Annotated in this window: 18 protein-coding genes; 12 read left to right on the top strand and 6 right to left on the bottom strand. The window is 54.7% G+C overall.

All coding sequences use genetic code 11. The features are described from left to right. Nucleotides 1-2: 2 nt before the first annotated feature. The 4 genes from EGM51_00855 to EGM51_00840 form a co-directional block, all read right to left on the bottom strand. Nucleotides 3-1,148 carry an ABC transporter permease gene (locus EGM51_00855; GenBank protein ID QBG46030.1) on the bottom strand — a complete coding sequence of 382 codons (1,146 nt, stop codon included), beginning with the start codon at nt 1,146-1,148 and terminating at the stop codon, nt 3-5. A gap of 5 nt (nt 1,149-1,153) precedes the next feature. After that, a complete protein-coding gene (locus EGM51_00850; GenBank protein QBG46029.1) occupies nt 1,154-1,852 on the bottom strand; it encodes an ABC transporter ATP-binding protein in 699 nt (232 codons plus the stop codon). After that, nucleotides 1,849-3,252 carry an HlyD family efflux transporter periplasmic adaptor subunit gene (locus EGM51_00845; protein QBG46028.1) on the bottom strand — a complete coding sequence of 468 codons (1,404 nt, stop codon included), beginning with the start codon at nt 3,250-3,252 and terminating at the stop codon, nt 1,849-1,851. Before EGM51_00845 ends, EGM51_00850 begins: the two co-directional genes overlap by 4 nt. Nucleotides 3,253-3,328: 76 nt before the next feature. Continuing rightward, nucleotides 3,329-3,760, bottom strand: a complete 432-nt coding sequence (locus tag EGM51_00840; protein QBG46027.1) for a hypothetical protein — start codon at nt 3,758-3,760, stop codon at nt 3,329-3,331. Between the two features lie 321 nt (nt 3,761-4,081). Here EGM51_00840 and EGM51_00835 point away from each other — a divergent pair, with 321 nt between their 5' ends. The 7 genes from EGM51_00835 to EGM51_00805 all read left to right on the top strand — a co-directional run bounded on the left by EGM51_00835 (nt 4,082) and on the right by EGM51_00805 (nt 11,289). Next, nucleotides 4,082-4,627 carry a hypothetical protein gene (locus EGM51_00835; GenBank protein ID QBG46026.1) on the top strand — a complete coding sequence of 182 codons (546 nt, stop codon included), beginning with the start codon at nt 4,082-4,084 and terminating at the stop codon, nt 4,625-4,627. A 27-nt stretch (nt 4,628-4,654) separates the two neighbouring features. Next, on the top strand, nt 4,655-5,122 hold the full coding sequence (locus EGM51_00830; protein ID QBG46025.1) for a hypothetical protein: 468 nt from the start codon (nt 4,655-4,657) through the stop codon (nt 5,120-5,122). A 114-nt stretch (nt 5,123-5,236) separates the two neighbouring features. Further along, nucleotides 5,237-7,054 (top strand): HEAT repeat domain-containing protein, encoded by a 1,818-nt coding sequence (locus EGM51_00825; protein QBG46024.1) that lies wholly within the window; start codon nt 5,237-5,239, stop codon nt 7,052-7,054. Nucleotides 7,055-7,160: 106 nt separating this feature from the next. Further along, nucleotides 7,161-8,402 (top strand): HEAT repeat domain-containing protein, encoded by a 1,242-nt coding sequence (locus tag EGM51_00820; protein ID QBG46023.1) that lies wholly within the window; start codon nt 7,161-7,163, stop codon nt 8,400-8,402. Between the two features lie 74 nt (nt 8,403-8,476). Beyond that, nucleotides 8,477-8,908 carry a hypothetical protein gene (locus EGM51_00815; protein QBG46022.1) on the top strand — a complete coding sequence of 144 codons (432 nt, stop codon included), beginning with the start codon at nt 8,477-8,479 and terminating at the stop codon, nt 8,906-8,908. A gap of 223 nt (nt 8,909-9,131) precedes the next feature. Then, nucleotides 9,132-10,799 carry an energy-dependent translational throttle protein EttA gene (gene ettA, locus EGM51_00810; protein ID QBG46021.1) on the top strand — a complete coding sequence of 556 codons (1,668 nt, stop codon included), beginning with the start codon at nt 9,132-9,134 and terminating at the stop codon, nt 10,797-10,799. A gap of 55 nt (nt 10,800-10,854) precedes the next feature. Beyond that, complete coding sequence (locus EGM51_00805; protein QBG46020.1) at nt 10,855-11,289, top strand: phosphate-starvation-inducible E-like protein; 435 nt, start codon at nt 10,855-10,857, stop codon at nt 11,287-11,289. Here EGM51_00805 and EGM51_00800 read toward each other — a convergent pair. Continuing rightward, nucleotides 11,286-11,765 carry a hypothetical protein gene (locus EGM51_00800; protein QBG46019.1) on the bottom strand — a complete coding sequence of 160 codons (480 nt, stop codon included), beginning with the start codon at nt 11,763-11,765 and terminating at the stop codon, nt 11,286-11,288. The genes EGM51_00805 and EGM51_00800 overlap by 4 nt on opposite strands. Nucleotides 11,766-11,982: 217 nt before the next feature. Between EGM51_00800 and EGM51_00795 the strand changes: the two genes are divergently transcribed. Then, complete coding sequence (locus EGM51_00795) at nt 11,983-12,933, top strand: glutaminase (protein QBG49214.1); 951 nt, start codon at nt 11,983-11,985, stop codon at nt 12,931-12,933. A gap of 85 nt (nt 12,934-13,018) precedes the next feature. Here the strand turns inward: EGM51_00795 and EGM51_00790 are convergent, their stop codons facing one another. Next, nucleotides 13,019-13,297: a hypothetical protein gene (locus tag EGM51_00790; protein QBG46018.1), complete on the bottom strand. Its 279-nt coding sequence runs from the start codon at nt 13,295-13,297 to the stop codon at nt 13,019-13,021. Between the two features lie 361 nt (nt 13,298-13,658). Between EGM51_00790 and EGM51_00785 the strand changes: the two genes are divergently transcribed. The 4 genes from EGM51_00785 (at nt 13,659) to EGM51_00770 (ending at nt 19,422) form a co-directional block, all read left to right on the top strand. Further along, nucleotides 13,659-14,141 carry a hypothetical protein gene (locus tag EGM51_00785; GenBank protein QBG46017.1) on the top strand — a complete coding sequence of 161 codons (483 nt, stop codon included), beginning with the start codon at nt 13,659-13,661 and terminating at the stop codon, nt 14,139-14,141. 3 nt (nt 14,142-14,144) lie between these two features. After that, nucleotides 14,145-14,945 carry a hypothetical protein gene (locus tag EGM51_00780; protein QBG46016.1) on the top strand — a complete coding sequence of 267 codons (801 nt, stop codon included), beginning with the start codon at nt 14,145-14,147 and terminating at the stop codon, nt 14,943-14,945. A gap of 170 nt (nt 14,946-15,115) precedes the next feature. After that, complete coding sequence (locus EGM51_00775) at nt 15,116-16,264, top strand: efflux RND transporter periplasmic adaptor subunit (GenBank protein QBG46015.1); 1,149 nt, start codon at nt 15,116-15,118, stop codon at nt 16,262-16,264. 14 nt (nt 16,265-16,278) lie between these two features. Beyond that, nucleotides 16,279-19,422, top strand: coding sequence for a multidrug efflux RND transporter permease subunit (locus EGM51_00770; GenBank protein QBG46014.1), 3,144 nt, complete (start codon nt 16,279-16,281; stop codon nt 19,420-19,422). Nucleotide 19,423 lies beyond the last annotated feature (1 nt).

The following is a 19,423-nucleotide window of genomic DNA, read 5'->3' as shown; positions in this document are numbered from 1 at the left end:
AATCAACTCCTCAGACTTTCCACAATCGGCCGGCGCATCGCCGTCCATGCCGGAACCAGCGACGCCCCCATCCCCAGAATAAGCGCCAGGCCCATACCCGAAAACAGAACCGTGGCATCCGGCAGCAATGCCATCACCTGGCCCTCATTACCGAACGAAAGACCGCGCACATGCAGAAACAGCGTCGCCAGCCCTACACCCAGCAGACTGCCGCCGAATCCGAGCAGTGCCCCCTCGCAAATCACCAGATAGCCGATGGCCACGCCCGGAAATCCGATCGTCTGCAGAATGGCATTCTCCTTCACCCGGCCGCGCACCACCAGCAATACCGCATTAGCGATCAGGCCCAGCACCGCCAGTACCGCTCCCAGTCCGATCCAGCGGGTAAAGCTGATCAGGTCAATCAGCTCCCGCGCCGTCTGCGCAAAAAATGCTTTTTCCGGCTGTGTCGAAGTCGGTTCCGTTTCACTGCGGAACCGCTCATCAATGCGGTCGGCAACCGCTTCAAGATCCTCGCCCGCATTTACCCGCACATTGAACTGCGTCACAATCCCCAGGCCCTGCTTCGACGCCTGCTGGATAAACGGAAGATGCACATACGCCACACTGTTATCCTGCGGCAGCGGCGAATCCACTATCCCCGAAACCACCACACGCACACCGGCCGCCTCAAAGGCATCGCCGGGTTTCAGTCCGCGCTTAGCGGCCAGTTCTTTACCCACCAATGCACCGTCATCGCGTTTGCGCCAGGCATCATATGATCCCTCAAGAATCTCCATCTCCGGGGCATAGTTCGCCAACCGGTCCGCCGGCACCCCCCGGAACGTCACCACATCGAGACTCGCCCCGCAGTTGCTCACGGCAATTTTTACCGGAATCACTTCACGGACCCCGTCAATCCGGGCAATTTCATCCAGATAGAATTCCGGAAGCCGGCTTGTCTCCGGGCAGAAACGGTTTTCCCGGTACACCACCAGCGTGGTATCCGACGCCGTCATCCGGGTGGATTTATCCAGCGACCGCTGCATCGTCTGCACCGTCGTAAAAAGAAACATCCCCGACGCCACGCCCAGCAGCGTCAGCAGCGTCCGGACCCGATGCCGGATCAACTGTTTGCAGGACAACACCAGCAATCTTATGAGTTTCATGAACATCACGAAGCCTCCGTTTCCAGCAATCGGCCTTTTTCCAGATGCAGCAGCCGATGCGCACGCTCGGCGGCACGCGGGTCGTGGGTGACCATCACGATGGTTTTACCGTATTCCGTTACCAGCTGTTGCAGCAGCTGCAGCACAGAATCCGCGGCCTCGCGATCGAGGTCGCCGGTCGGCTCGTCGGCGACCAGCAGGTCCGGCGAAGTCACCAGCGCCCGCGCAATCGCCACACGCTGCTCCTGTCCGCCGGAGAGCTCTTTCGGGTAATGGTGCATGCGCCCGTCCAGCCCGACCAGCGCCAGCGTATGCTCCACCCGCTCCCTCCGTTCCCGACGCGACATATTGCTGAGCAGCAGCGGAAGCTCCACATTTTCAAAAGCCGTCAGTACCGGCACCAGATGATACAGCTGAAAAATATACCCCACATTCGCCGCCCGCCAGCGCGTCAGCCGACTGCGCGAGAGTTTGCCGATTTCTTCGCCGCAGACCTCCAGCAGACCTTCACTCGGCTGATCAATACCGGCCATCAGATTCAGCAGTGTGGTTTTGCCCGATCCTGACGGCCCCATCAGCGCCAGAAATTCACCCCGCTGCACATCAAGGTCCAGCCCTTCCAGCGGCGTCACCTGCCGGCTGCCTTTTTTATAGTGCTTTGTCAGATTACGGCACCGGATTAAAACATCGTTGCTTTCATTCATTTACTCATCTCCTTCACCCTTACACCATCGGCCAGTTTGCCTTCGGCCTGCACGACGACCTTTTCATTGGCCCGAACGCCCTCTGATACACCACGAAATCCATCTTTAACGGCGGTCGTCAGCCTGACCGCGCGCGGCTCTGCCACATGATTTAACGGATCCACCACCCACACCGTCTGCTCCGAAGCATCCGACTGCAGAGCGGCCTGAGGAATCCACAACGAATATCCGGAAACAGAAACGTTTCCGGAATTTCCGGCGGCCGGCATCCCATAAAATTCCACGCGACAGAGCACATCCGGCCGTAAACGCGGATCGGGTTCTCTGATCGCCACCTTGGCCTGCAGTGTATTCCGCTGGAGATCGGCCTGGCCGGTAATGGCGGTCACCTCGCCGTCGAAACTGCGCCCCGGCAGCATCGCTGTTGTAATCTTAGTCGGCTGCCCGATCTCCAGCTTGCCCGCTTCCGACAATGGTACATCGACCCGCACCTGCAGCTTTTCGGGATTATACACTTCAGCTATATGTGCACTGTGCGGATCGTCCGACATCACCACACGTTTATCGCCCGGCTTCACAAACCGTCGTAAAATGATCCCGTCCATGGTCGACCGGACAACCGTCCGGTCCAGTGCCAGCTGCGCAATAGCACGCTTCTCTCTGACCGATGCCAGCGCCGCAGCAGCAACCCTGATTTCAGCTTCAGCAGCAAGTGCGCGCGCTTCCAGTGCCGTCAGCTCCGCCCTCGCCGCCTTTTCCTCGGCCTCGAATTCGACCACCGCCTGCTCCGCCGACACACGGTCGGCATGCGAAATCACGCCCGGCGAAGAGTTGGCATAGCGTTCGGAGGTATCGCGTTCGCGGGTCAGGCGCGCCACGGCAGCCTCGACCTTGAACCGCGCCGCTTCAACCTGCTTCCGTTCTGCATCGGCGATACTTTTCCGGGAATGCAGTACCGCCTCCTGCTTGCGCACATTGGCGTCCGCTTCAGCCAATGCCAGTTGATGATCGGCCGGATCCAGCGTGGCCAGAATCTGCCCGTTGGTAACCGCATCCCCTTCGCGAACAAAAACATCCTCGATGTAACCGTCGGTTTTGACGGCAATGCTCTCGTGCCACGGATCGGGTTCCACCCATCCTGAAGCCTGAAAAAGCAGCTGCGGGTTTGCAGCAGCAGATCTTTCCTCAGCAGCCCCTTCCTCCTGCGCCAACAGCACAACGCGCGCCGTCTCCACCGGCACCGCCGGAGTCAGCTGTGCGCGAAAGACGTAGCCCAGCAAAGCTGCCATACCGCCCAACAGTAATACCGCCAGCAGCAACGGACGAAGCCGCTCCCGATGACTCGTTTTTTCCCCGGCGGCCGGGAATTCCGCCATGGTTTTTGATAAATCGTGTTCCATTCTCTGATCCTGATTTCCGGTTAGTGCAGGCACAGTTCACCTGCAGTGCTTTTCTAAAAAGAAAGGCCGGAAGGAATCAGATCAGGAAGGATTGGAACTGAATATAGTTCGGCGGGGCGTGGACGATATAACTGCAGATATCCGGCACATGAAATGCCACGGATTCCAACGGCTCAAAAAGCACGATCTCAACAATCGCGGCAGCCGGAACGGCAACCTGAACCGATGAATTCGGAAGTTCCAGTGCATTTTCAGCGATATCTTCATCGCAATGCGTTTCACCCGCTTTGTGTTTACAGCAACTGTGCTCCGGTGCCGGAGCATGCGATGAACAGCAGCCGCTCTGCACCGGTTTTGCCAGGCCGTCTTCAAGAGCGGCTTGCGCGCAATACGGGCCGCACATGCAGTTAATCAGAACGGTGAAAAGAAAAGCACCCACTACCAGCAAAGATATCGCCGGCCTTTTACGGCGGCTTCTCAATGTGCGGGATGACGGTGCTCGTTTCATATGAAATCCTTATAGGCCCATCAGACACACGTTTCAAGGCTATGTTCAAAATACATCCCCTCCACCGTGTCCGGCCCCGGAATGTTTCGCACGGAGCTCCTATTCTGCGAACTGTCGGAAAAATACCGTTCGGGCACGGCGGATACAGAGCACATTCCTCAGCCGGGTCGTCCACGGAATTTCAAGTTTGTGACGCATGGTTTTCCTGCTCCTTTTTCAACGGCAAAAGATGAATACAGAAAAAATACTAACCCGGGAAGCGGGCGTTCATCCTGCTTTATAAAGACTTGCCTCATACCTTCAGAAGCGTACCTTTCCTTTATGGATATTCATCGAGACTACATACCGCTTCCGGAAGTTTTCTGGTCGTTCGAAACCGGAAAACCCTTTAAAAAGTGTCGGCTTTGCGAAACCGACCTCATGGAGCCGGGCACCAACTATCTGATCGAAAAAGCGTTTAAAAAGGGCGAAACCATTTTTGAACATGCCCTCTGTCTGGATTGCTACACCCAAAGCCACAACGCCATGTCCTCCGAAAGCCGCGAGCGCATTGCCGACTATTTTGCCGCGCATGTTGATATGAATGCCCGGCAGGAGCAGTTTCTGGAAAAATACGGCACCCACCATGAACCGTGGATTTCGCATTGCCTCATAAAAGGATTCCCCGTTGAAGAAGTCGATGAATACCAGCTGTACGGGTTCTGCATAGACAAAGACCTGATCTTCAGCGGCGCCCCCTATATCCTGTGCGGTGATGTTATTGAGGAAATTATCGAACTGCTTTCGCCTGAGACCCTGGGTGCGATGGCCGATCTGTCCAAAAAACTGTTCGGAATTGATGCTCCGCAGAACCTGCTCGTTTTTTAATCGTTTGCCTCCCGAAAGGAACTGTTCATGAACACCGTGTTTGGCAATCTGGGCACTGCAGATATCGGCATCACTATCGGAGTGATGCTCGCTGTAATGCTGCTGCTGTTTATTCCGACCCTCTTCTGGCTGCTCACCCTTCAGAAAGCACTCAGTCGCTGCCGGCCGGAAAATCAGGCCATGGCGCCGGCGATGGTCTGGCTGGTGCTGATTCCGATTTTCAACATCGTCTGGCAGTTTTTTGTGGTCATCAACGTGTCGAAATCGCTTAAAAACGAATTGGCATCGCTTAATGTCGAACCCGATAGCGCAGACCCCGGAAAAGCGGTGGGACTGGCCATGTGTATTCTGAATGTAATCAGTCCGATTCCCTATCTGGGAAGCATATTAAGCATCGGCGGATTCGTCTGCTGGATAATCCACTGGGTGACGATTACCCGCTATTCCAACTGGATCGCCTCACTCCAGGAGGAACCGGCATCGTTCGCGGAGTAGATGCAACTCACTTGAAAGACCGCATAGCGCACAGTACTATAACCGCAAATTCGAACCGGGACCGTCCAGAGATTGTATGTGGATACGTCCCGTAAACCAAGGGGGTTAAGTTCCATGAAGAAAAAACGATTTTCATTCATCTATGTAATCACACTCGCCCTACTGCTGGGCCTTACCGGCTGCAGCCGAACGGTCGATGATGTGGCCAAATGGAAAGCCGGCGGAAATGTTGAAAAACTGATCAAAGCACTGCAGGACCCGAAATATGAAGTGCGCCTTGCCGCAACAGAAGCCCTCGGCGACCTCAAAGCTGAACAGGCTATTGACGATCTCGCCGCATTGTACAACGATACCGAAGACGAAATTGTTATGGCCGCCGTTGAAGCCTTGGCTGAAATCGGCACGGCGGCGACCGTAACGCCGCTCAGCGCCGCACTGAAACTCGACTTTTCTGAATCCCGTATCATCGCAGCGGAAAAACTGGGCGAACTCAAAGCAGTCGGCGCAGTGCCTCAGCTGGTTGATGCACTCGACGATTCCGAAGCCGCTGTACAGCTGGCCGCCGCTCAATCTCTCGGTCAGATCGGCGATCCCTCCGCCGGCGAAGGTCTGGCCGGCAAAATCGACGATTCCTCTGCCGCTTTACGCCTCGCCTGTGTTAAAGCCCTGGGACAGTGCGGCGGCGATGCCGCCGCAGCCGCGCTCATCCGGGCACTGGGTGATTCTGATTCGAACATCAGCAAAGCCGCCATTGATTCGCTCGAAACACTCGGCGATTTTTCCAGATCATACGCACTTGAAGCAATCAAACATGAAAACGCACAGATCCGGTCCGGTGCGATTGCAGTATTGCGACGTCTGAAAGCGGTCCCAACGTCCGGCAATGATCTGATCTGGTATCAGCTTGCCCGTGCATCTGTCGATTCGGACCAGGATCTCGACGAAGGAGTCACGGCCAATCTGATCAATATGGGTGACGCCGCAGTCGACACGTTACTGCTGGCCGCAGCGCATCCGGTTGAAGCATTCCGTGAACATGCCACCTATGTCCTCGAACATATGGGCCGCAGCGTACTTGAAGCGGTGATCGCCGCCGCAGAAAAAAATGCCGGTGACGCCGCAAAAAAATGGATGGCGGCGCGCGGCTCCTGGCCCGGGGCGCCCTCGTGGCAGATCGACCTCTGGGCCGCTCTGGCCGCCCTTGATCCATCCTTCAATCTCGACCGCGCGGTTGTCTCCAGCCTGGAAATGCAGGCCCGTCCGGCGTTCAACGTCATCATTAACCCGCAGTTTAACGTTACTCGCGAATATATTCCGCTTCTGATTGCCCTGCTTGGCGACACCACCATGCCGCCCTCGGAACAGGCTGATTACGACGCCGACGGCATTCCGATTATCAAAGAAAAACGCGATATGTTCCGCGGCGAAGCCAACCGCACCATCAGCGAGGAAAAACTTTCCGCTGCGGGATATAAAGCCACCCTTCCACTCATCGCCGCCATTGAGGACGAAGATGAACTGATCGCCGGAAATGCCGCACACATCCTGGGCAGCCAGGGCGAAAAACGTGCGCTTGAACCCCTGATGAATGTGGTCAGAAAAAAACTGGAAGCCGGAGAAATTCTGACAGATTCCCCGTTTTATATCGCCCTGCAGAAAATGGATGAACCTGTAGCTGAACCGCTGTTGCTGAAAATCCGCCCGAATCCGGACCGCGCCATGCGCGTATTCGCGCGGAAGTATGAAGGCATTCGCCCCATCAGCGCGGAAACCAAAAATGATGTTGATGATCCTTCCCAGCCCGTACACTTCCGGATCGGCTACATTAACAACAGCGGTCGGATCGGAGATATGATGGTTACCTTCATGTCCGATGAAGAGGGAGACTGGGTCCCCACCCCGCCGCTTCCCGAACAGCTCCCGAGCCTGTAGCCGAATAAGATATCCACAAGTTCATGCCTAATTCTCCTCTAACCGGCGAATAACCTTAAGTCCTGCTCCATTGGGGAACAGGGGATTCGTGTTAGAGGAGAGATGAATGAACGGGAGAATACGGTTTTTTCAGGCCCTTGCGGCAACGGCAATACTGCTGGCAGGATGCCAGCCTAACCCCGATGATATCGAAACGTGGAAAGCTGAAAACAATACGGGGCGGCTGATAAAAGCCCTCAACGATGAACGGCAGTTCATGCGGCTCCAAGCCATCGAAGCCCTGAAAGAGTTGAATGCCGAAAATGCGGTCAATCCACTTGGCGCCCTCCTCAAGGATACCGATGCGGTGGTTGTTCACAGCGCCATCGAAGCTCTGGCGGCAATCAACACACCATCCATTGAACCCTACATGCTGCAGGCGGTTACCTTCGATACGGAACCCGCCCGGCGCACAGCCGCTCGTGCACTTGGCAACCTGAAATCGACCGAAGCCGTAGAGGCACTGATCGCCGCTCTTGACGATACATATGAAAACGTCGGAGTCGAAGCCGCAGTTGCGCTGGGAAAAATCGGAGATGCAAAAGCCCTTTCCGCCCTTGGGGAAGCCGCTGAAAAGGGGTCCGTACGCTACCGAGCCGCATGCGTGGCATCTATTCGTCAGATCGGCGGTTCGGGGGCGACCGACCTGCTCTTTGCCGCACTGAATGACCCGAGTACCAGAGTTCACAACGAAGCCGTAGCCGGACTGATTGAACAGGGCGACAAAGTGGAAGCAAAAGCTCTTCTCATGCTGCGCAGCCCCAACGACCACGCCCGACAGGGTGCACTCACCATTCTTGACAAAACCGGCAAAGTTCCAACGGTCGGAAATGATCGGGTCTGGTATTGTCTTGCTGACCTTGCTGTCGGAGTAAATCCCGAAATCCGCAGATCCGCCGCTCTGGAAATCGCAACAATCGAAGGGGCCGCAGAACCGCTTCTTGAAGCCCTTGCCCATCCGAACGAAGTTATTCGCGAACATGCATTTATCGCGATAGAATTCATCGGAAAATCCGCTGCCGCACCGGCACTCGCCGCAGCGGCCGCCGCCAACCCCGAAGCCTCGAAATGGCTGAACGGCAGAAATACATGGCCAGGAGCACCGGCCTGGCAGCTCGACCTCTGGGGTGCCGCCACAGCCCTTAATCCCTTCTTTCTGCTCAATGCCCGGCAGGTCATACTGCTTAATGACACCGGAAAACCCACAATCGATCTGCTCCGTTCTGATGATTTTCGCCCGCGCCGTGAAATAATTCCCCTGCTGATCCGGCAGATGGCCGCCCCCGTTCAGAGAATCCGGCAGAAATAAAAAGTGCACGGGAACGTCGTCAGCTGGCCTACCGAAAACTCCGTGTTTATAAAAACACCGCAAAACTTCCTTTAATGGCCGCTCTCAACGACAGCGATATTCAAATTGCAGCACACGCCGCAAAAATACTCGCAACTATCAAGGATGACCCCCGTACAATCGCTGCTGTAATCGAAAATTTTGCCTCCCGGATCGAAAACGGCGGAGACCTGCATAATTCCCCCTTTTATGACGCAATGCTTGAACTTCATCTTCCGGAAGCGGAAAAACTCATACAGAAAGTCCGCCCCAGCCCGGCCGGAGCCCTCCATGTTTTCCGAAAAACATATCCGGGCGTTCAGGTTTCCAATATGTCGCTGCCTCCGGGAAAACAGCATCCCACTGCAGAACCGTTCCGGCTGAAATACCTGAACAACGGGAAGGCCAAAGAAATGAAGCTTGTTTTCCGATTGAATGAAGACGGAAACTGGCTTCCCGATCCGCCACTGCCCGACGCACTTCCCTGAAACCACTCCATTTTCAGATCCATCCCACAGCCTTCAACTTTTATTTAACAAAAGCACAATCGCTCTTTTAGCTGAAAGAAATCAAAGGATAATCCAGCTCTGGCTTGCCCTTTCCGGTGTCCGCAGGTAAAAAGCCGGACTTCATTTTCAGGGTACGGCCCCGCATTCGGGAACCGGAAATCGAACATTTAAAACGGCCGCAGTGCGGCGACGGAGTTTTCCAATGGCAGGAGAATATGTATATACGCTGGAGAATCTGACTAAACAGCATGGCGCCAAAACCATCCTGGACGATGTCAATCTGTCCTTCTTTTTCGGAGCGCGCATCGGCGTAATCGGCGGCAACGGTTCAGGAAAATCGAGTCTATTAAAAATTATGGCCGGACTGGATGACGAATTCATGGGCCAGTGCATCATCGCAAAGAATACAAAAATCGGTTATCTTGAGCAGGAACCGGAACTGACCCCCGGAAAAACCGTGCAGGAATGCGTGATGGAAGGCGTGGCCGAACAGCAGGCCAAGCTGGATCGCTATGATGAAATCTGGGAACTCCTCGGCGGAGAACTTTCTGATGAAGAATCCGACAAACTGAACGATGAAGTGGCCAGACTGCAGGATGAGATTGATGCCAACAACCTCTGGGAGATTGACCGTCAGGTGGAAATGGCCATGGATGCCCTTCGCCTGCCGGAGGGTGACCAGGTTGTGGACGTTCTCTCCGGCGGTGAAAAACGACGTGTGGCCCTCTGCCGTCTGCTCCTTCAGAATCCGGACGTACTGCTGCTCGACGAACCGACCAACCATCTGGACGCCGAATCCGTCGGATGGCTGGAAGAACACCTTAAGCGCTTTACCGGCACACTCATTGTGGTAACACATGACCGTTACTTCCTTTCCAACGTAACCGAATGGATCCTTGAGCTGGATGCGGGACGCGCCTTCCCCTATAAAGGAAATTATGAAGCCTGGCTGGAGCAGAAACAACGGATCGCGGAACAGACACAGAAACTCAACGCCTCCCGTAAAAAACTGCTGAAACAGGAGCTGGAATGGGTGCGCATGAATGCCTCCAGCCGCCTGACTAAAAACAAGGCGCGTCTGAAACGTTATGAAGAACTGGCCAATCAGGAATTCGATACGGCCGAAGATAATCTTTCCATTCAGATTCCCGTCGGCAGACGCCTCGGCCGGAAAGTGGTGCAGGCGCGCGATGTGGCAAAAGCCTTCGGTGACCGTCTACTGTTTGATAACGTCAATTTTGATCTTCCGCCCGGCGGCATCGTCGGGATCATTGGCGGAAACGGTGCAGGTAAGACCACCCTCTTCAAAATGATCATCGGTGTGGAAGACCTGACGGCCGGAACCCTGGAACTGGGCGACAGTGTCGACATCTCCTACGTCGATCAGCTACGCGACGATCTCGATCCCGATAAAACCATCTGGGAGGAAATTTCCGGAGGAGAAGAGACCATTGAGGTCGGCGGACGCGAAATGAGCTCGCGGGCCTATTGCGCGCGTTTTAATTTCAAAGGTGCTGAACAGCAGAAAAAAGTCGGCGTACTTTCCGGCGGCGAGCGCAACCGCGTGCATCTGGCCAAACTGTTACGAGGCGGCGGCAACCTGCTGATGCTCGACGAACCGACCAACGACCTCGATGTGGCAACGCTCCGCTCGCTGGAAGAAGGCCTGATGAATTTCGGCGGATGCGCGGTGGTAATCAGCCATGACCGCTGGTTCCTCGACCGTGTCGCCACCCATATTCTCGCGTTTGAGGGCGATGAAGTTATCTGGCACGAAGGCAACTATGAATCTTTCAAGGAATTCATGAAAAAGTCGAAGGGTGAAAGCTGGAGCCCCCACCGCATTCGTTACCGCCCGCTGAAAAAATAGGTTTCGGTTTCATCCGGGTCTTTCCGGCCGCCCTGTTTCAGTGTACGGTTTCCGTATGAAAACACTCCTTGAAAAATTTGAACGCGTTATCGTTCTCACCCTGATGAGCTTCATGATGCTTGCTGTGCTTCTCACTACCATCGAAGTGGGGGTTATCCTCTGGCAGGAAATGCTGAAGCCGCCGAAATGGCTGCTGAACGTTGCAGAAATGATGGAAGTCTTCGGGTTTATCCTGATGGTGGTCATCGGTCTTGAACTGCTGGATACGATCAAAGCCTACCTGATGAAGCATGAAATTCATGTGGAGGTTGTACTGCTGATTGCCCTGGTGGCCGTGGCCAGAAAAGTCATCATTCTGGATTACAAAACGGTCAGTCCCGAGATGATGCTGGCGGTTGCCGCACTGGTGCTCTCCATGTCGGCCGGCTTTTTCCTGGTGCGCCATTCCCTGTCCGACCACCGGAAGCGCTCAGAAAACCCGGACCGTTAATTCGGTTCAGTGGATATTTTCAATACCGCATACTCCACCGACCTACCCTCATCGGCACGGACAAAAATCGTACCTGCATCCTTGCCCGCACTCCACGCACCTTTCCGGGCCTCATCAAGCGCTTCCTTCGATTGAAACAGATAAAGGCCGATATAATCACCCAATCCCCAGCCGCCATCAATCTCGAGTTCATTCAAACGTACCGGGATCCGCTCATCCGTTTTTGTATTGGTCAGAATACCCCGGCCTCTTTTGCCGAATTTCGAAAACAGAGATCCGGAGCGCTCCACGATGAGATACCCCGGAGCCATTCCCAGCCGCGACTGTAAATCCTGATGTTCCAGTATCATTCCCGCCAGTGTATGATCGGCAGTGTGATTCATAGCGAGATCATGCTCACGCCCTATCATCGCACATCCGGTCAGCACAGCAGCAACTGCCACCAGCCCGCTTTTTAACAGTTTATTCAGCCTCATACGTTCCTCATATTGATTTGACATGATCCCCCGACGGCGGAAGATTTCAGTGGTTTCTGAGCAGTTATAATTGACAGGGAGAGCCATCATGCAAGCTTTATCGTGTTCAGCCTTATTTCTCGCACTACTCACAGCAACCGGCTCATTTGCAGGAGCAAGTAGACCGCCCGCCCCTCCATCTGACGAAACGCAGATGAATTCCCTCCAGAAAGAGCCCATGTATTCCGGGTTTACCGCGTCACAGCTTCAGGCCGCTGTCAACAAAGCCTATGCAGACTTCAAAGACCTGAACGAGGGCAGGAACGCGGACTATATTCCAATTCTGAAAGAAACCCCCAGCGATCTTTTCGGCATCGTACTGGCCGCCCCCGACGGCACCCTGTTCACCGCCGGCGACACCGACTACACCTTTTCCATTCAATCCATCTCAAAACCGTTCACAACCGCATTGGTCCTGAACCGGTTCGGCCCCGATGAACTGGAAAAGAAAATCGGCTTTGAACCCACCGGTCTTCCTTTCAATTCCAAACTCGCCCTGGAAATCCACGAAAAACGGTCGGTCAATCCTCTTGTGAATGCCGGGGCCCTTGCAGCGGTCAGTATGATTGAGGCGGATTCCGAGGATAAACGCTGGTATCTGATCCGCCAGAATCTCAGCGACTTTGCCGGAACCGAACTCCAGTTGCTGGAAAAGGTCTACAAATCGGAATACGATACCGCCTGGAGCAACCGAGGGATCGCCAACCTGCTGTACAGTTACAGCCGGCTCTACTGCGATCCGGAGGAAGCTCTTCGGGTTTATACCAAACAGTGCGCTCTCGGCGTCAGCTGCAAGGACCTGGCAATTATGGGGGCCACACTGGCCAACGGCGGAAAAAATCCCGTCACCGGAAAACAGGTCCTGAAAAAAGAGCATGTCCCCGAACTGCTGGCCATTATGGCTACGGCCGGGTTTTACGACGAATCCGGCGAATGGATGGCGGAAGCGGGACTGCCCGCGAAAACCGGCGTCGGCGGGGGCATCCTCGCTGTCGCCCCGGGGAAATTTGCCATTGCGGCCTTTTCGCCGCGATTGAATCCGGCGGGCAATTCCATTAAGGCGATGAAAGCCATCCGTCAGATTGCCGGCGAACTCGGTCTGGGGATTTACGGAGCAAACCCGGAATAGATTGCGACAGATACCGCTTCTTATTCACCCTACGCCCCGCCCAGCAGATCCCCGGAAGAGGCGGTTTCCGGTTCGCCCCTCACTGTTACTGCATACATTGCCCGCAACAGAGCATCGCCACATGCACCATCAACAGAGCGACGACGAAAAACCCGATTGTCCGCTTCTGAATGGTCCGGACGTCAGCGTCCTCTTTTATGCGATCATGAAACAGCAGATCAACAAACGAGAACGACGGCGTAGGCTCCCCCTCCTCCGGTTCCTCCTCCCTTTCGAAAAGACACAGCTTTAACTTCTGATATTCCTTCACCGAAGCAATAAAACATCCGACAGCAGCAACACTGAAAAATATAAACAGCAACATTGGGAAACTCCATCAGTAGGCTCAGGGTTTCAGACGCACGGCACGTACAATACCGTTCACCGGAATCCTTCCGGCGAATAAGGGAAACAACCGTTCAAAACAAACGATACCATTAAAATCAGTAAGACGGTCTTCATAAGGCACCAGAATTACAGAATTAGAAAATTGATTAAAGAAAAGAGATGCAGAATGAAAGCTCTGTTTCTATTCCTTCCCGCTTTTTTCCGGTGTTCAACCACACCGGAACAGAGAACGGCAACGCAGCGGAGACCGGAGAGCTATCCCGGAGATGTAAACATCGGTTTCAGCTATGAATTCCCGGAACCTATGAATATAGTGATGTTTTCAGGCTTTAATTTCGATGGTGATACGATTTTTCTATTATCATAAAACGGCCTTTTTTCTGATTATGAAAAAAATATATCCACTGTTTATCGCAGCTTTACTGATTACGGTTGTTCCATCAATGGCCGCTCCCAAAGGCTGGGGCATCGGACTGGGAACGTTTGACGGCGATTTCGGCGGCCAGGCGCGCAAGGATTTCATCTTCGGCCCTGAACTGCAGTACGGCATCGTTCTGCAGGCCGGACTCTATAACCAGCACAGCATTACCGGCCGCTTCGATGCGGATTTCCACTATGTTCTGAATCCCGAATCGGGCGTTCAGTTTTATCCACTGGCCGGCGTCGACTGGGCCGCGGAGAGCAAGTACAACCGGATCGGAGCCAACCTCGGTTTCGGCGGTGTGTTTGACCTCAACGCCGAAACCCGGCTCTTCATCGAAGCCAAATATGTCGCCGGCGACTGGGACGGCGGTGCTTTGACCGCCGGTATCTATTTCTGATTCATGAAACGTCTGGCCTCCATCGTATTTGCCTGCTGCGCCCTTTCCTGCGGCGCGAATGAGCTGACGTACTGGGCAAAGCAGGCACAGAATCCGCTGGCCGATCTGATCAAACTCCCGATCGAAACCAAACTGGATTTCGGCTATGGCCCGAAAAACGGCGTCAGCTGTACCTCTGCCTTTCAGCCCTCCATGGTATCCGCGCTTTCCGATGACTGGAATCTGGTCAACCGGCTCGATATCCCGTTCAAATACCAGCCCGGCCGTACTGTCGGGGAGAAGGATTCGTTCGGGCTGAGCGATGTAACCTATGAAAGTTTCTATACACTTTCCGGACGGCGCCGATTTAATATCGGCCTCGGCCCGGCCTTTCAGATTCCAACCGCAACCGACCCGCAGATCGGCACCGGAAAATGGAGTGCAGGGCTCTCCGTCGCCGCCCATCTCGAAACCGGCGCTTTTACCGCCGGCATCCGTGCGAATCAGCTTTGGTCGTTTGCCGGGAAAGACCATCGGGAGGATGTCAACCGGACTCTGATCGAATACTGGATCTACGCCAACCTCGGGCGCGGATGGTGGATCGGCACCTCTCCGGTCAACATCGCCAACTGGGAAGCTGATTCTAAAAATATCCGGACCGTACCTGTCGGCGGAGGATTCGGAAAAGTGATCGACGGCAGACTGCCCCTCAACCTCAAACTCGAAGCATATACCTACCCCGAAAGCCCCAACGATCTCGCTGACTGGTCGATGTTTTTCTCCATCGAATATCTGCTCCCCGAAAACGCACTTTTCAAACGCTGAATCATCGTCCCTTTCATTCCGTAAAATCGGGACAAAGCGGCCCTCCGAATAAGTAAAAGACCTTAAAACTCTTCTGAATATCAGATAACGATTTTAATAAATAGGATTAAATCTCGACAACACCCCATCCGGAAAACTAGGCTTTTATCCTCAAAACGAGGAGATATTCAATGAATAAACGGTTTCTTTCCGGTGCTTTTTCCGCCCTGATTCTGGCTGGGTGTACCCCGAAAAATGAATTCCAGCCTCCACCGCCGCCCGAAGTGGGAGTGCAGAAACCGGTCGTGAAAGATGTCACCATCTTCGCCAGCTTTCCCGGTCGTGTTGAGGCCTCGGACAAAGTGGATATCCGTGCCCGTGTCACGGGTTTCCTGAAATCCATCGAATTTACTGATGGCCAGCGGGTGAACAAAGGTGACCTGCTCTTCACCATCGAGCCGGAACAGTATGAAGCGGCAGTCAATGCCGCCAAAGCCCAGCTGGCCCAGGCGCAGGCCGCACTGAAGCTGGCCGAGGCCACCTTGCAGCGCAACCAAAACGCCTACAAAACCAAGGCGGTTTCGGAAGTGGATGTGCTTACGGCCGAAGCCAATAAAGATTCCGCCGCCGCGGCAGTGATGGCCGCCGAAGCCGGACTCGAAAAGGCCATGCTGGATCTGTCCTATACCGAAATTCACGCCCCGTTTTCCGGGCGCGTGGCCCGGCGCTCGCTCTCCGTCGGCAATCTGGTCGGCAGTGGTAATCCCACCCTGCTGACCACCATTGTGGCGGAAACACCTATTGATGTCTTTTTCAACGTCGATGAACGCACGCTGATGCCGTTTCTGCGCGAAGGACGCGGCACCACCGACGATAAGAAAAAAATGCCGCCGGTGAAACTCGAACTGGCCGACGGCATACAGCATACCGAAGAGGGTACCGTGGATTATTCCGATCCGGAAATTGATCCGGCTACCGGCACCCTGCGGGTTCGGGCTGAATTTCCCAATACAAACATCAATCTGATTCCCGGCATGTACGGCAACATCCTGCTTCCGAAAGCAATCAAAAAAGCCATACTGGTTCCCGACATGGCCATTCAGCGCGATCTCAGCGGAGCCTTTGTACTGATCGTGAACGATGCAAATACAGTGGAAAGCCGCTATATTCAGCGTGGTGCACTGGTGGGTACGGACCGTATTGTCACCGACGGACTGCACGTCGACGAACAGGTGATTGTCAACGGCCTGCAGCGCGCCCGACCGGGTATCCCCGTGCGCATTGCAGCACAGGAACCTCAACCCTCCACCGAAAAAGAAGCCGCCCCGGCTGCTGAATAGAACGGAGAACTCCCATGTTCAGCCACTTTTTTATTAAACGCCCTATCTTTGCTGCGGTGATTTCGATTGTCATCGTGCTGCTCGGCACCTTTTCGCTGGTTTCGCTGCCGGTTGAGCGCTACCCGAATATTGCCCCGCCGGCTATTACGGTGGACGCCGCCTACCCCGGTGCCGATGCCAATACCGTCGCCGACACCGTCGCCGCAGTCATCGAAAAAGAGGTCAACGGTGTCGAGGGCATGATCTACATGAACTCCGTCAGCGCCAACGACGGAACCATGAAACTGACCGTGACGTTTGAAACCGGTGCGGATCTGGATATGGCCAATGTACTGGTGCAGAACCGGGTGGCCAAAGCGATTCCCCAGCTTCCGCAGGAAGTACAGCGTCTCGGTGTTTCCACTCAGAAAAAATCGACCGATGCCAACCTGTATATCGGCTTCACCAGTACGAATGAAAATCACGACGACATCTTTCTGGCCAACTACGTGGCCCTCCGGGTGAAAGACGAAGTGGCCCGCGTTCCGGGGGTTGGAGAAGTGCAGTCTTTTGGAGCGGGCGACTATTCCATGCGGGTCTGGCTCAACCCGGAAAAGATGAAAGCGCGGGGTCTGGCGGCCGACGATGTGGTCAATGCGGTCCGCGAACAAAACCTGCAGGTGGCCGCCGGACAGATCGGAGAACCGCCGGTGCCGAAAGGCCAGGCGAATCAGTTTACCATACAGGTGAAGGGCCGTCTGCTGGAGGCCGAAGAATTCGGGGACATTGTCATCCGTACCGGCGACGACGGACGGTTACTGCGTATCCGGGATATTGCCCGGGTCGAACTCGGCGCCCGGAATTATATTATCCGATCAAGCCTCAACGGACAGCCCTCCTCCACCATCGCGGTCTATCAGATCCCCGGCGAAAACGCCCTTGATGTGGTCGACGGCGTCCGCGCCAAAATGGAAGAACTCAAGGCCGGTTTTCCTGAAGGTATGGATTACACCGTAATCTACGACAACACAGTGGTCGTTAAAGCCTCCATCGCCGAGGTGCTCAATACCCTGTTCGTGACACTGATCCTTGTGGTTCTGACCGTATATATTTTCCTGCAGAATTTCCGCGCCACGGTCATTCCCTCCGTCACGATTCCGGTCGCTCTGATCGGCACCTTCGCCGCCATGGCGGGACTGGGCTATTCCATCAACCAGTTTACGCTGTTCGGACTGGTCCTGGTCATCGGCATTGTGGTGGATGATGCGATTGTGGTGGTGGAAAACTGCACGCGTCTTATTGATGAGCAAGGACTTCCGCCGAAAGAAGCGGCCATGCAGGCGATGACCGAGGTTTCCGGACCGGTCATTGCAACGACGCTGGTCCTGCTTTCCGTATTTGTCCCGACTTCATTCATGCCGGGAATCACCGGTATTCTGTTCAAACAGTTTGCCGTAACCATCTCCGTGGCCACTGTTTTTTCCAGTATCAATGCATTAACCCTCAGCCCGGCTCTGTGCGGAATTCTACTGCGCCCGTCTAAAGGCGAATCTCAAACCGGACTCTTCGGTGCCTTCAATAAAAGCATGAACAAAACCCGTTCGGGGTATCTGAAAATTGTAAAACAGGTACTCCGCAAATCAGCTATCGGCCTGATCGCTTTTGCGGTCATGGCCTTTGCGGCATTCTCCGGATTTTCCGACCTGCCCAGCGGCTTTGTACCTCAGGAAGACGAAGGCTACTGCATGGTCAATGTCCAGCTTCCGGATGCAGCTTCGCTGGAGCGCACGGATAAATTCATTAAATCGGTCAATGCCATTATCGGCAGTACCGACGGTATTGCCGACTACATGACCATTGCCGGATTCTCCATTCTCGACGGCGCGGCCATTCCGAACGCGGCCTTCAGTGTGGTGACATTTAAACACTGGGATGAACGGGCCGACCGGCCGCAGACGGAAATCATCGGTGAACTGAATAAGAAACTGGCACAACTGAAAGACGGCGTTACGTTCGCGTTCCCGATGCCCTCCCTTCCGGGGGTTGGCATGTCCGGCGGTTTGGTGATGATGCTTCAGGACCGCGGCGGTGTCGGAATGGGCACCCTGCAGCAGGTCGCCGAGGAATTCATGAACGACGGAAATTCCCAGTCCGGCCTGCAGGGCATGTACACCACTTTCCGCGCCAATGTTCCCCAGCTTTTTGTGGATATTACACGCGATCAGGTCCTGTCCAAAAATGTCTCCATGAGTGCCGTTTTCAATGCCCTGCAGTATTTCTACGGCTCGGTCTATATGAACGACTTCACCTATATGAACCGTGTCTTTCAGGTTCGTGCCCAGGCCGATGGAAAATTCCGCCGTGAAGCCGACCAGATCCGCGATCTGGAAATCCGCAGCCGCGATGGAAAAATGCTGCCGCTCGGATCCGTAATCGATGTAGAGGAAATTCTCGGTCCACAGTCCATCACCCGTTACAACATGTATCCCTCCGCAAAAATCATGGGGCAGCCCGGCGGCGGTTACAGCACCGGCCAGGCCATGGCAATTGCGGAAAATATGGCCGACCGAAAACTGCCGAATACGATGGGCGTCGAGTGGACCGAGCTCTCCTACCAGGAAAAGGCCGCCCAGGGCTCATCAAACATCATTTACATTCTCGCCATTATAATGGTCTATCTGGTGCTGGCGGCGCAGTATGAAAGCTGGAGCATTCCGGTTTCCGTCTGTCTGTCGGTACCCACGGCTCTGCTTGGAGCGGTCATCGCCCTGAAAGTAGCGGCATTTGACAACAACGTCTATGCCCAGGTCGGCATCGTTCTGCTGATCGGTCTCTGTACGAAAACGGCCATTCTGATTGTGGAGTTTGCCAAAGTGGAGCATGAAGGAGGAAAATCCGTTTTTGATGCAGCGATGAGTGCGGCCGACCTGCGTTTCCGGGCGGTTCTGATGACCGCATTCTCTTTTATTCTCGGGGTTATTCCGCTGGTTATCGCAACCGGAGCTGGGGCGATGAGCCGGCGCGTGCTCGGCGCCACTGTTTTTGGCGGAATGCTTGTGGCCACTGTTGCCAGTTTGATTTTTGTGCCGATGCTGTATTACATTGTTCAGCGTACCGCAGAAAGAAAACAGAAGAAGGCCCCGGCCGCACTTCCGGCAGAAACCGAAGAGGATGAATAAA

Source organism: Verrucomicrobia bacterium S94 (assembly GCA_004299845.1).
In the GTDB taxonomy this organism is placed as follows: Bacteria; Verrucomicrobiota; Kiritimatiellia; order Kiritimatiellales; family Pontiellaceae; genus Pontiella.
This window is presented reverse-complemented; position numbering and strand designations above follow the sequence as displayed.